This is a genomic window from Shinella sp. M31 (assembly GCF_049199205.1).
Classification (GTDB): Bacteria; Pseudomonadota; Alphaproteobacteria; order Rhizobiales; family Rhizobiaceae; genus Shinella.
Genome location: NZ_JBLZPH010000044.1, coordinates 1 through 12,563, shown reverse-complemented (window position 1 = coordinate 12,563; position 12,563 = coordinate 1). Strand labels below are relative to the sequence as shown.

Genomic DNA, 12,563 nt, shown 5'->3' with positions numbered 1-12,563 from the left:
CGTCGACGCGGCCGGATTCCAGCGCGTCGATGAACTGTCCGGTGTCCTCGATGGTGACGGGCGTGAAGGTCTTGCCGGTCTTGCGGAAGAAATCGGCGACGTTCAATTCGCCGGTGGTGCCGCTCTGCGCGCCGATGGTCGCGCCGTCGAGATCGGCGGCCTTGGTCACGCCAAGGTCCTTGCGCACCAGGATGCCCTGGCCGTCATAGAAGACCGTCGGGCCGAAGTGGAAACCGAGCTTGAAGGCGCGGGTGGCGGTGACGGTCACGCCGGAAAGCAGAATGTCGAATTCGCCGCTCTGGAGGGCCGGCAGACGCTGCTGCGGCGAGGAGGAGGTGAACTCCACCTTGTCGGGCGAGCCGAAGACGGCGATGGACAGCGCGCGGCCGTAATCGACGAAGAAGCCCTTCCACTTGCCGTCGCCATCGGGCGCGAAGAAGCCCGGCGTGGTGCCGACGCCGACTTTGATCGCGCCGCGCTGGTTGATCTTGTCGAGCGTCGGGCCGGCATGGACGAGACCGGACAGCATGGTCGTGGCGAGGAAGGCGGCGGCCGCGGCCGACTGGACAACCCGCCGGAAGGTTTTCTGTGCTATCATATTGAAATGTCCCCATTTTCAAAAAGAACCGAGCTTCCGCCGCCGGGGCGCTTCGCCGAGCGAGAGAAGATATGCCGATATTATCTATAAAATTAGTGTAATTAAGAAATGGGCGTCCAAAGTTGGGCATTTCTGAAGCAAATTGCTTCTCGCTAAGGCAGGTCCGGATTAATCCGCGGGTTGCAAGGGAGTAACGCTGCCGTGGCGCGAGCTGAAGAGGTAGCGCCGGAGCGCGTTCGATCCTTGGGGCTTGCGGCGGGAGTAGGCGCCCGCGCTATCAAGCGGCATGCTGGGGGAGGGGCTCTCAGAAGATGGGTTGTTTCCAGCGGAGTGCTCAAGCCTTCGCTGGATCGGCGAGGCCGACTGGAAACGGTCACGGGACGTCGTCCACAAGCCCACCTTCGCCTTCCAGGATCTCGATGCGCCGGGTTTCGGAACCGTTGAATTTCGGGGGCACCCCGGCGCCGCCATGATCGCCATCCTGCAGGAACACGGCCCCCGCGAGCTCGGGCGAAGACTGCAATGCGCCGATGCCGAACTCATCGGGTTTTCCGAGCTTTCGATCGTTTCGGCAACGCTCGGGGCCGTTGCAATACACTCTCGGCTCTACTTCACAGGGCTCGTGCTGCCCGGCATTGGGAGCCTGTTGTCATGGGGGCTCCGTTGCGGCGGTATGATTCAGCGGGTTTGGCCGGCCGACGTTGGCGCGCTTCCGCCATGTGGCAGGCCGCGCGGCTGCGTGAGGATGCCAATCCAAGCCATCAGCGCCCGATGAAAGAATATTCCCTTTTGCCTGCGCATAATAATCCATAAAATCTATAAACTATTATCAATTTCGCTAGGCTGTCCGCATCAACCTGTCAGGGGACAACCTATGAGCCAGCAACCCGAATCCATTCTCTCCAAGGGCCTTTCGCGCCGCAGCCTCATGAAGGCGGCGGGCGTGACGGCCGTGGCCGCCGGTACCGGTGTGATCGGCGCGCGCTCGACGCGTTATGCCATTGCCGGCAATCTCATTCCGATCAAGCTGGAATGGACCGAGGTCGCCGCCTGCCATTCGCCTGTCGGTTTCGGCCTGTCCAAGGGCATCTATGCCAAGCATGGCCTCGACGTGGAGTTGTTCTACCAGGGCGCCAGCGGCCAGACGCTCATCCAGGCGCTTGCCACCCGCAAGGCCGAGGCCGGTCCGGGCCTGCTCTACGACTGGCTGAAGCCGATCGAGCAGGGGTTCGACGTGCGCCTGTTCGCCGGTTCGCATGGCGGCTGCCAGAGCATCCTCGTCCAGCCGGATTCCGACATCAAGACGCTGACCGACCTCAAGGGCAAGACGATCGGCACCTTCGATGTCATGTCGCCTTCGCGCGTCGCCTTCTCGGTTGCGCTTGCCAAGGCCGGCCTCAACCCGGAAACCGACGTCACCTGGAAGGTCTTCCCCTTCGATCTCGTCGCCGAAGGTGTTTTGAAGGGCGAGGCGGATGCCGTCGCGCATATGGACCCCTGGGCCTATTCCTACGAGAAGAAACACGGTTTCCGCCGCGTCGCGGATACGCAAACCGGCACCTTCAAGGATCGCGTCTGCTGCGTGCTCGGCGTCAACGGCGATTATTATGAAGCCAACAAGGATGCCATCAAGCGCGTCGCTGCCGCCAATCTGGAAATCCACCAGTACACGGCAAAACACCCGGACGAAGTCGCCAAGTGGTATTTCGACACGCTGAAGCCCGGGCTGTCGCTCGAAGACCTGACGGAAGTGCTCGCCGCCTTCACCTATCACGACCACTGGTTCGGCAAGGATCTGCTGAAGGAAGTGCAGATCGGCTACGAGGACCTGAAGCTCACCGGCGTCATCGATGCGGGTACCGATCCGGCCGAGATCGCCAACCGCATCACCATCGACATCTTCGCGTGATGCCATGAGCGCTGCGGTCGAGGATACATTCGAGGGTGCGGGCGAGGGTGCAGGGCGGCGATCTCTGGCCCTGCCGTTCACGGGCATCTGGCGCAACGGGCTTCTGGCGGCCGGCACGTGGGCTCTCACCGCGGCGCTGACCTATGGTCTGCCCGATGTCATCACCTGGGGCGCGACCGAGCTTTTTGCCGCCGCAGCACTTGTCGGCGCGGGGATTTTCCTCGCGCTGTCGGTGACGGTGCACAGGCTCGGCAGCGTTGGCCGCACGCTCGTGCACTACGGGCCGTGGTTCATCGTTCTCGGCCTCTGGCTTGCCGTCTGGGAAGTGCTGACGGCCAAGCTCGGCTGGCTGCCCAAACCGTTCTTCTCGCCGCCGCAGGGCCTGCTGCATGTCTATATGACGGACTGGGACCGGCTGCTGATCTGCATCGCCTATACCGGGCGTCTCTGGGGGCTCGGCTTTTTCTCGGGCATCCTCGTCGGCTTTGCCGCTGGCGTGGCGCTCGGCTGGTCGAAACGTTTTGCCTATTGGGGCATGCCGCTCCTGAAGCTGATCGGTCCGGTGCCGGCAAGCGCCTGGATCCCCTGCACCTTCTTCATCTTCCCCTCGACCTTCCACGCCTCGATCTTTCTTGTGGCGCTCGCGTCCGGCATTCCGGTGGCGATCCTCACGGCGGCCGGCGTCAGCCAGGTCAACCGTTCCTTCTATGATGTCGCCCGCACGCTCGGGGCCGACAATCGCTTCCTGATCTTCAAGGTGGCGATCCCGGCTTCGCTGCCGAATGTCTTCGTCGGCATTTTCATGGGGCTCTACTATTCCTTCGCCGTGCTGGTCGTTGCTGAAATGCTCGGCGCCAAGTTCGGCCTCGGCTGGTACCTCCAGTTCAACACGGCCTATTCGGCCTATGCCAATGTCTATGCCGCCCTGATCATCATGGCGCTGATCTGCGCCGGGCTCGTGCGCCTGCTCTTCTTGGCGCGTGATCGGCTGCTCGGCTGGCAGAAGGGGATTCTCTGATGGCGCTCGCTCTCGCAGAAGCCAATCCCGTCGAAAGCATCGCGCTCGATGTGGAAGGCGTTTCCCACCGCTATGCGCTCGACGGCAAGGATTTGCAGGTCCTCGACAATGTCAGCCTGACGATCGCACCGGGCGAATTCGTCGCCCTGCTTGGGCCGTCCGGCTGCGGCAAGTCCACACTGCTGCGCCTGGCCGCCGGCCTCGAAACGGCATCGACCGGCAAGGTGCTGGAGGATGGACGCCCCATTACCGCGCCGAACCCCGACCGCATCCTCGTCTTTCAGGATGCGACGCTGTTTCCCTGGCGCACGGTGCGTGACAATATCGCGACCGGTCTCGAAGCGCGCGGCCTTATCGGCACGAAGGGCTACCGCATTGACGAGGTGTTGAAACTCGTCAAGCTCGAAGGTTTTGCGGATTTCTACCCGCACCAACTCTCGGGCGGCATGGCGCAGCGCGCCGCCCTTGCCCGCGCGCTCGTCAACGATCCGAAGCTGCTGTTGCTCGACGAACCCTTCGGCAAGCTCGATTCGCTCACCCGTCTGCGCATGCAGAACGAATTGCTCGACCTCTGGAAGAGCGCCGGCTTCACCGCGCTGCTCGTCACGCATGATGTGGAGGAGGCGCTGCTGCTCGCCGACCGCGTCATCGTGCTGTCCGACCGGCCGGCCTCGATCGTTGCGGAAATCCGGGTCGATCGGCCCCATCCGCGGCGGCGCGACGATGCCACGCTGGTGGCCCTGCGCAGCCAGCTGCTCGAGAAGCTGGGGATCTCCCATGACGTCTAGTGGCCGCCTTTCTTACCATGCCGTGGCGGCGGCCGGCGGTGGCCTTGCCTTGCTGTCGCTCGGCTGGTGGTGGCTGATCTTCAGCAAGGTCGTCGAGGCGGATTATCTCACCGTCCGGCAGGCCGTGACCTGCATTGCCGGCGCCTCCGATCTCTGCACGCTTGCCCAGGCGCTCTGCACCAATGATCACCTCTACGGCATCCGGTGGTATGCGCCGGAAGCGTTCTGGGCCGCAGCAACCATCCTCGTTGCTGGCGTTCTTCTGTCAGCCCGTCCCGCGCGCGCCTGAGTGCGCTCTATCCAAGGAGAAGTGCAATGACGATCCATCAAGCCCCCGAGGTTGCCGAGCAGGATATCGTGCAGGTTCCCGCGGGGACCGCGACCTTCAAGAGCCGCCATCCCGAAACCATCGCGCTGCATGGCGGCAGCTTCCGCTATGATCCGGCGACCGGTGCCGTTGCCGTGCCGATTTACCAGACGAGCTCGTTCCAGCTGCCCGGCACCGACGGTGCCGACAAGCTCTTCGCGCTGGAGGCGCCCGGCCATCTCTACACCCGCGTTTCCAACCCCACGCAGGATGCCTTCGAGCAGCGCCTCGCCGAGCTTGAAGGTGGCGCCGCGGCGCTCGCGCTTTCCTCGGGCCAGGCGGCCTCGGCCTTCGCCATCCTCAACGTCGCGCGCGCCGGCGACAATATCGTCAGCGCTGCCGGCCTCTATGGCGGCACCTGGGCGCTCTTCGCCGCGACGCTGAAAAGCTTTGGCATCGAGACCCGCTTCGTCGATGCGAGCGATCCGGAGGCCTTCGAGAAAGCGACGGACGATCGTACGCGCGCCTACTATGCCGAATCCCTGCCGAACCCGAAGCTGGAGGTCTTCCCGATCGCCGAAGTCGCTGCCATCGGCCGCCGGCATGGCATTCCGCTCATCGTCGACAACACGGCCGCTCCGCTGGTCATCCGCCCGCTGGAGCATGGCGCCGCCGTCGTCGTCTATTCCACGACGAAATATATCGGCGGCCATGGCACCTCGATCGGCGGCGCGATCGTCGACAGCGGCACCTTCCCCTGGACGGAGAACCCGGCCCGCCAGCCGAACCTCACGGAACCAGATGCCAGCTACCAGGGCAAGACCTGGATCGAGAAGGCCGAAGCGATCGGCTTCCATCCCTATATCCTGCGCGCCCGCGCCGTGCTCCTGCGCGATCTCGGCGCGGCGATCAGCCCGCAAAACGCCTTCCAGTTCATCCAGGGTCTCGAAACGTTGCCGCTGCGCCTGCGCCAGCACAACGAGAATGCGGTGAAGGTCGCCGAATTCCTGAAAGGTCACGCCAAGGTCGAGCGGGTGATCTTCCCGAAGTTCCAGGAGGGGGCGGTCAAGGCGCGGGCGGATAAATATTTCAAGCCCGGCTATTTCGGCGCGCTTGTCGGCTTCGAGCTGAAGGGCGGGCGCGAGGCTGGCCGCCGCTTCATCGACAGCCTGCAGCTGTTCTACCACCTCGCCAATATCGGCGATGCCCGCTCGCTGGCGATCCACCCCTCGACGACCACTCATTCGCAGCTTTCGCTGGAAGACCAGCGCGCGACCGGCGTGACGCCCGGCTATGTGCGCCTCTCCATCGGCCTCGAACATCCCGATGACCTCATCGCCGATCTGGAGCGGGCCATCGCCTTGGCTTGACGCCAGGCCTCGTTCCGATTGGCCAAGCCCCGGCGTGCCTCCTCGCGCCGGGGTTTTTTGTTCTGCGAGAGCCGGCCCCGTTTGCGCCCGGCCTGCAAAAAGAAACGCCATTCCACTTTAAAATACATATAAAAGATAGAATTTCTGTATTTTGGTCGGGCGACCGCTACTTTCATGGCAATTCCAAGCGTGACCGGTTTCCTCCGGGCACGGCAGCGAGAAGCAGGGTAGCATGACGCAGATCGAAAATGCCTGGGGCGCCGGCCCCGGTGAGGGATATGAAGCACTGGCCGCTCCCTTCCGGCCGATTTTTGCCGAGATCGCGGCAAGCGCCACCGAACGCGACCTCAATCGCGGCCTGCCGCATGAGGCAATACGCCGCCTCAAGGAAGCCGGCTTCGGCGCGGTGCGCCTGCCGGTGGAAGCGGGCGGCAAGGGTGCGAGCCTGCCGCAGTTCTTCAACCTGCTGATCGAGCTGTCGGCGGCCGATTCCAACATCACGCAGGCGCTGCGCGGCCATTTCGGCTTTACCGAAGATATCCTCAATACCAGGGATCCGGAGCGTCGCGGCCTCTGGCTCGGCCGCATCGGCAGCGGCGAGATCACCGGCAATGCCTGGAGCGAGATCGGCACGGGAGCGGCTCTTGACCGCTTCTCCACCAGTGTCACGGAGAAGGACGGCAGGCTCGTTCTCAACGGCGCGAAATATTACACGACCGGCTCGCTCTTCGCCGACTGGATCGATGTCGGCGCCTCCAATGCGGAGGGCGAAGGCATCTCGGTTTCGGTGCGTCGCCATGCGGAAGGTGTCGATGTCGTCGACGACTGGGATGGCTTCGGCCAGACCTTGACGGCGAGTGGCACGACGACCTTCCGCGACGTTGTGGTCGAGCCGCAGGACATCGTCATCGACGACGAGCGCTTCCGCTATTCCGCCGCCTTCTATCAGCTCGTGCATCTCGCGACGCTTGCCGGCATCGGCCGGGCGATCACTGCCGATGTCGCGAAAGCCGTTGCGGAACGCCGCCGCACCTATACTCATGCCGCCGCCGCCCGCTCCAGCGAGGACCCGCAGGTCCTGCAGGTCGTCGGCCGCATCCGCGCCGCCGCCTATGCCGCCGCCGCCATCACGCTTCAGGCGGCAGCGAGCCTGCAAAGGGCCTTCGACGCGCATTTCGTCGACGACGCCGATGCCGAGGAGAGGGCGAATGCAATTGCCGAGTTGGAGGCCGCGCAGGCCCAGACGGTCGTCTCGGACCTGATTCTGGAAGCCTCGACCCTGCTGTTCGACGCGCTCGGCGCCTCCGCCACCAAGAAGCCCGCCGGCCTCGATCGTCACTGGCGCAATGCCCGCACGCTCGCCTCGCACAATCCGCGCATCTACAAGCACCGCATCATCGGTGACTTCGCCGTCAACGGCACGCCGCCGCCCTATCAGTGGCGCATCGGCGCGAGCGCGGGCTGAGCGCGATGATCCGGCTAGAGACCGTCACCAAGAGCTTTGCCGGCAAGGAGGGCGCGGTCGCCGCGCTCGACGGCATCGACCTTACCATCGCCAAGGGCGAGATCTTCGGCATCATCGGTTCCTCGGGTGCCGGAAAATCGACGCTGGTGCGGCTGATCAACCTGCTGGAACGCCCGACGGGCGGCGAAGTCTTCGTGGCCGGCGAGCGGGTGACGGATGCCAAGGGCCAGCGCCTGCGCGATCTGCGCCGGACGATCGGCATGGTGTTCCAGCATTTCAATCTCTTGAGCGCCCGCACCGTCGCCGGCAATGTCGCCTATCCGCTCGAACTCACCGGCCAATATGGCAAGGCCGAGATCGCCGAACGGGTGGCGGCGCTGCTCGACCGTGTCGGCCTGTCCGAGCATGCGCAGAAATATCCGCGCCAGCTTTCGGGCGGGCAGAAGCAGCGCGTCGGCATTGCGCGGGCGCTCGCCTGCGAGCCGCAAGTGCTGCTCTGCGACGAGGCGACGAGCGCGCTCGATCCGCAGACGACGGGCGCCGTGCTTGATCTGCTGCGCCAGATCAACCGTGATCTCGGTGTGACCATCGTGCTCATCACCCATGAGATGGATGTGATCCGCCGCGCTTGCGACCGTGTCGCCGTGCTGGATCGCGGCCGCGTGGTGGAGACGGGACTGGTGACCGACGTCTTCCTGCATCCGCGCCACGCCGCAACGTTGCGGCTGGTGCGCGAGGCGGAACCGGACGGCGGTTCGCTCGATGCCGTCGCCGCTTCCGATCTCGGCGGTCGGGCGGTGCGCCTCACCTTCACGGGGCCGTCCGCGCACAAGCCGATCCTCGGCCGCATCGCGCGCGAAAACCTCGTGGACTACGCAATCCTCGCCGGCCGCGTCGGCCATATCCGCGAGACGCCCTATGCGCAGTTTATCGTCTCGCTCAGCGGGCGCGATGTGGCAGGCGCCATAGCCGGGCTGCGCGCCAGCGGCGTCGATGTGGAATTGCAGGGCGGGGCGCCGGTACCCGAAATCGAGGAAAGGGCGCGCCATGTCGTTTGACAATCTCTATTGGGGCGATATCGGTGCCGCGCTTGCCCAGACGCTCGCCATGGTCGGCGGTGCGTTGCTGCTCACCGTTCTCCTCGGCCTGCCGCTCGGCATCCTGCTTTTCCTGACCGGGCGGCAACAGCTGTTCCAGGCGCCGGTGGCCTATGGCAGCCTGTCCTTCGTGCTGAGCATCATCCGCTCGGTGCCCTTCATCATCCTGCTTATCGTGCTGATGCCGGTGACAGTGCTTGTGACGGGCACGTCGCTCGGCATTCGCGGCGTCATCTTCCCGCTCGTCGTGGGCACCGCGCCCTTCTTCGCCCGGCTGGTCGAAACGGCCCTGCGCGAGGTGGATCGCGGCATCATCGAGGCGAGCCTCGCCATGGGCGCCTCCACCACCCAGACGATCTTCCGCGCCGTGCTGCCCGAGGCGTTGCCGAGCCTGCTCGCCGCCATCACCGTCACGGCGATCGTGCTCGTCGATTACACAGCCATGTCTGGCGCCATCGGCGGCGGCGGGCTCGGGGATCTGGCGATCCGTTACGGCTACCACCGGTTCCAGACCGAAATCATGCTGGTCTGCGTCGCGATCCTCATCGTCTTCGTCCAGCTCATCCAGGCGAGCGGCAACCGCCTCGTCATCCACTTTTCCCGCAAATAACCAACGCTCGGAGCATCCCATGCGCATCCTGAAATCCATCACCCTTGCGGCCGGCCTGGCGCTTGCCGCCTTCGGCGCGGCCAAGGCGAGCGACACGCTCGTCGTCGGCGCCACCGCCATTCCGCATGCGGAAATCCTCGAATTCGTGAAGCCGATCCTCGCCAAGGACGGCCTCGATCTCGATATCCGCGTCTTCACGGATTACATCCAGCCGAACGCCCAGCTGGTTTCCGGCGAACTTGACGCCAACTACTACCAGTACAGGCCGTTCCTGAACGACTACAACAAGGAGCGCGGCACCGCACTCGTGCCGATCGTGCCCGTGCATATCGAGCCCTTCGTCGCCTATTCGACGAAGATCGATGCGATCGACAAGCTCGAAGACGGCGCGACGGTCGCGATCCCGAACGATCCGGTCAATGGCGGGCGCGGCCTGCTGCTGCTTCAGAAGCTGGGCCTGATCAAGGTTTCCGGCAAGCCGGAACTGACCTCGCCGGAAGACAAGCTGCCGACCATCAAGGACGTCGTCGAGAACCCGAAGAACCTGAAGATCGTCGAACTCGAATCCGCCCTCCTGCCGCGCGCGCTGGGCGAGGTCGATCTGGCGGCGCTCAACGGCAACTATGTGTTCGAGGCGAAGCTCGACATCGAAAAGGCGCTGCTGATCGACCGTGGTCAGGACGGCTACAACGTCTGGAGCGAATATCTCGTGACGCGCCCGGAGACCAAGGACGACCCGCGCGTCGCCAAGCTCGCCAAGGTGCTCAACAGTGACGAGACGCGGAAGTTCATCCAGGAGCGCTACAAGGGACAGGTGGTCGCCGCCTTCTGATATCCGCTTTTCGCTGTCGGGCTGCGCCTGCTGCAGCCCGGCCTTTCCTTCCGTTATGATGGCAGCATTCCCATGACCTCGACCACCGCGACCCGTCTTCCCCTCTATGCAGAGCCGGGCGAACCGGGCTGGCTGCCCAATCCGCCGGTAGCGTCTGCCCATATCATCCGCGACGATGCGGAGGCGATTGCCGTTGCCGAGCAGCTCCGGCCGCTCTTCGCCGCCGAGGCGAAGGAGCGCGACCGCGAAAGGCGGCTGCCGTTCCGCGAGGTCGATCTCTTTTCGCAGAGCGGGCTTTGGGGCATCACTATTCCCAAGGACTATGGCGGCGCCGCCGTCTCGCAGGTCACGCTGGCAAGGGTCTTCGCGACGCTGGCCGCCGGCGATCCCTCCCTGACGCAGATCGCCCAGAACAGCTTCGAGATCATCGACGTCATCCGGCAGACTGGCAGCGAGGCGCAGAAGCGCGAGCTCTTCGGTGCGGTGCTCTCCGGAAAACGCCTTGGCAACGCCTTCTCCGAATTCGGCGGCAAGACTGTCGAGGCCTTCGAGACGAAGCTTGTCCGCAAGGGCGGTCATTTCGTGGTTTCGGGCAAGAAGTTCTATTCGACGGGCGCGCTCTTCGCCCACCTCGTGCCCATCGTGGCGCTGGACGAGGAGGGCCATGTCGTCGTCGCGGTCGCGGATCGCGACGCGGCGGGGCTGGAGGTCGTCAACGACTGGTCGGCCTTCGGCCAACGTACCACGGCAAGCGGCACGGTGATCCTCGATGAGGTCGCCGTTCCCGCAAGCCGCGTGCTGCCGGCGCATATCGTCTATGAGAACCAGAGCGCCGTCGGCCCGCAGAGCCAGCTCATCCATGCGGCCATCGACGCCGGCATCGCCCGCGGCGCCATCGAGGCGACCATCGATCTTGTGCGCAACCATGCCCGCCCGTGGATCGACAGCGGCTCCGACCGCGCCGGCGACGATCCGTATACGATCGCCGCCATCGGCGACCTGAAGATCCGCCTGCATGCCGCCGAGGCGCTGCTGGACCGTGCCGGCCGGGAGCTCGACGCGACGATTGCCGACGTCAATGACGAGACGATCGGAAAGGCGAAGATCGCGGTCGCCGAGGCCAAGGTGCTGACGACGGAGGTGGCGCTCGCCGCCGCCAACAAGCTGTTCGAGCTTGCCGGCACGCGCTCCACGCTCGGCGTGCACAATCTCGACCGCTTCTGGCGCGATGCGCGCACGCACACGCTGCATGATCCGGTGCGCTGGAAGTTCCACGCGGTCGGGCAATATTACCTCAACGGCGTGCAGCCGCCGCTGCATTCCTGGATCTGACCCGGTCCATGGCAAAGGAAATCCTGCTCAACGCGTTCAACATGAACTGCGTCGGCCATATCAACCATGGCCTCTGGACCCATCCGCGCGATCGTTCGAGCGACTATAACAGACTGGACTACTGGACGTCGCTTGCCGCGACGCTGGAACGTGGCCTGTTCGACGGTCTGTTCCTCGCCGATATCGTCGGGGTCTATGACGTCTACCAGCAGTCCGTCGACCTGACGCTGCGCGAATCCATCCAGCTTCCGGTCAATGATCCCCTGATGCTGGTCTCGGCCATGGCGGCGGTGACGAAGGGGCTCGGCTTCGGCGTGACAGTCAATGTCCATGCCGAGGAGCCTTATATCTTCGCCCGGCGCCTCTCGACACTCGATCACCTGACGGATGGTCGCATCGGCTGGAACATCGTGACCGGCTATCTCGACAGTGCGGCGCGCGCCGTGGGCCAGGCGGCGCTTGGCGAGCACGACACGCGCTATGACCGGGCGGATGAATGCCTCGACCTGCTCTATGCGCTGTGGGAAGGCAGCTGGGACGATGACGCTGTGCGGCGCGACCGTGCCGCGCGCGTCTATGCCGATCCGGCCAAGGTGCGGAAAATCCGGCACGAGGGCCCATATTTCAAGGCGGAGGGCTATCATCTCTCCGAACCGTCCCGCCAGCGCACGCCCGTCCTCTACCAAGCCGGTACATCCGGCCGCGGACGGCAGTTTGCCGCGCGCCATGCCGAATGCGTCTTCATCTCCTCGCCCGACACGGCGGTCGCCCGCACGGCATCGCGTGCGATCCGGCATGGTGCGGTGGAAGCGGGACGGCGGGCCGAGGACGTGCGCATCTTCGCCGGCATCACCGTCGTGGTGGACCGTACGGAAAAAGCGGCACGGGAGAAGTACGAGGACTATGTGCGCCATGCGAGCCCCGAGGCCGGGCTTGCCCATTTCTCGGCCGGGACCGGTATTGATTTCTCGCAATACGGCTTCGACGAGCCGATCACCTATGGCAAGGGCAATTTTGTGCAGACGTCCGTCGATCTGGCGCGTGAACGCGGCTGGACGAAACGCACCATCCTGTCGGGCATGGCGCTCGGCGGGCGCTATCCGCTTATCGTCGGCGATCCCGGTCAGGTTGCCGATGCGCTGGAAGCCTGGATCGACGACGGCGAGGTGGATGGCTTCAACCTCGCACGCACGGTAACGCCGGAAAGCTACAAGGATTTCATCGATCTCGTGGTGCC

Annotated in this window: 13 protein-coding genes; 11 read left to right on the top strand and 2 right to left on the bottom strand. The window is 64.6% G+C overall.

Annotated features, from left to right (window positions below):
* Nucleotides 1–529, bottom strand: a 529-nt coding sequence (locus ACOZKU_RS06460) for a transporter substrate-binding domain-containing protein (protein WP_421578151.1), incomplete at its 3' end; no start/stop codon positions are given.
* A gap of 442 nt (nucleotides 530–971) precedes the next feature.
* Nucleotides 972–1,196 carry a hypothetical protein gene (locus tag ACOZKU_RS06455; protein ID WP_421578150.1) on the bottom strand — a complete coding sequence of 75 codons (225 nt, stop codon included), beginning with the start codon at nucleotides 1,194–1,196 and terminating at the stop codon, nucleotides 972–974.
* Between the two features lie 276 nt (nucleotides 1,197–1,472).
* Here ACOZKU_RS06455 and ACOZKU_RS06450 point away from each other — a divergent pair, with 276 nt between their 5' ends.
* The 11 genes from ACOZKU_RS06450 to ACOZKU_RS06400 form a co-directional block, all read left to right on the top strand.
* The gene (locus tag ACOZKU_RS06450; RefSeq protein WP_421578149.1) at nucleotides 1,473–2,507 is read left to right on the top strand and encodes an ABC transporter substrate-binding protein; all 1,035 of its coding nucleotides are present in this window, start codon (nucleotides 1,473–1,475) and stop codon (nucleotides 2,505–2,507) included.
* Between the two features lie 4 nt (nucleotides 2,508–2,511).
* Entirely contained in the window at nucleotides 2,512–3,525 is a 1,014-nt protein-coding gene (locus tag ACOZKU_RS06445; RefSeq protein ID WP_421578148.1) for an ABC transporter permease, read from the top strand.
* Nucleotides 3,525–4,313 (top strand): ABC transporter ATP-binding protein, encoded by a 789-nt coding sequence (locus ACOZKU_RS06440; protein WP_421578147.1) that lies wholly within the window; start codon nucleotides 3,525–3,527, stop codon nucleotides 4,311–4,313. Before ACOZKU_RS06445 ends, ACOZKU_RS06440 begins: the two co-directional genes overlap by 1 nt.
* Nucleotides 4,303–4,602, top strand: coding sequence for a hypothetical protein (locus tag ACOZKU_RS06435; protein ID WP_421578146.1), 300 nt, complete (start codon nucleotides 4,303–4,305; stop codon nucleotides 4,600–4,602). Before ACOZKU_RS06440 ends, ACOZKU_RS06435 begins: the two co-directional genes overlap by 11 nt.
* A gap of 26 nt (nucleotides 4,603–4,628) precedes the next feature.
* Nucleotides 4,629–5,990 (top strand): O-acetylhomoserine aminocarboxypropyltransferase/cysteine synthase family protein, encoded by a 1,362-nt coding sequence (locus tag ACOZKU_RS06430; RefSeq protein ID WP_421578145.1) that lies wholly within the window; start codon nucleotides 4,629–4,631, stop codon nucleotides 5,988–5,990.
* 232 nt (nucleotides 5,991–6,222) lie between these two features.
* Nucleotides 6,223–7,455, top strand: a complete 1,233-nt coding sequence (locus ACOZKU_RS06425) for an acyl-CoA dehydrogenase family protein (protein ID WP_421578144.1) — start codon at nucleotides 6,223–6,225, stop codon at nucleotides 7,453–7,455.
* Nucleotides 7,456–7,460: 5 nt separating this feature from the next.
* The gene (locus ACOZKU_RS06420) at nucleotides 7,461–8,513 is read left to right on the top strand and encodes a methionine ABC transporter ATP-binding protein (protein ID WP_421578143.1); all 1,053 of its coding nucleotides are present in this window, start codon (nucleotides 7,461–7,463) and stop codon (nucleotides 8,511–8,513) included.
* The gene (locus tag ACOZKU_RS06415) at nucleotides 8,503–9,162 is read left to right on the top strand and encodes a methionine ABC transporter permease (protein ID WP_421578142.1); all 660 of its coding nucleotides are present in this window, start codon (nucleotides 8,503–8,505) and stop codon (nucleotides 9,160–9,162) included. The genes ACOZKU_RS06420 and ACOZKU_RS06415 overlap by 11 nt, the downstream gene beginning before the upstream one ends.
* 19 nt (nucleotides 9,163–9,181) lie before the next feature.
* Complete coding sequence (locus ACOZKU_RS06410) at nucleotides 9,182–9,994, top strand: MetQ/NlpA family ABC transporter substrate-binding protein (RefSeq protein WP_421578141.1); 813 nt, start codon at nucleotides 9,182–9,184, stop codon at nucleotides 9,992–9,994.
* A gap of 72 nt (nucleotides 9,995–10,066) precedes the next feature.
* Nucleotides 10,067–11,326, top strand: coding sequence for an SfnB family sulfur acquisition oxidoreductase (locus ACOZKU_RS06405; RefSeq protein ID WP_421578140.1), 1,260 nt, complete (start codon nucleotides 10,067–10,069; stop codon nucleotides 11,324–11,326).
* An 8-nt stretch (nucleotides 11,327–11,334) separates the two neighbouring features.
* The coding region (locus ACOZKU_RS06400; RefSeq protein WP_421578139.1) for an LLM class flavin-dependent oxidoreductase at nucleotides 11,335–12,563 on the top strand (1,229 nt) is incomplete at its 3' end.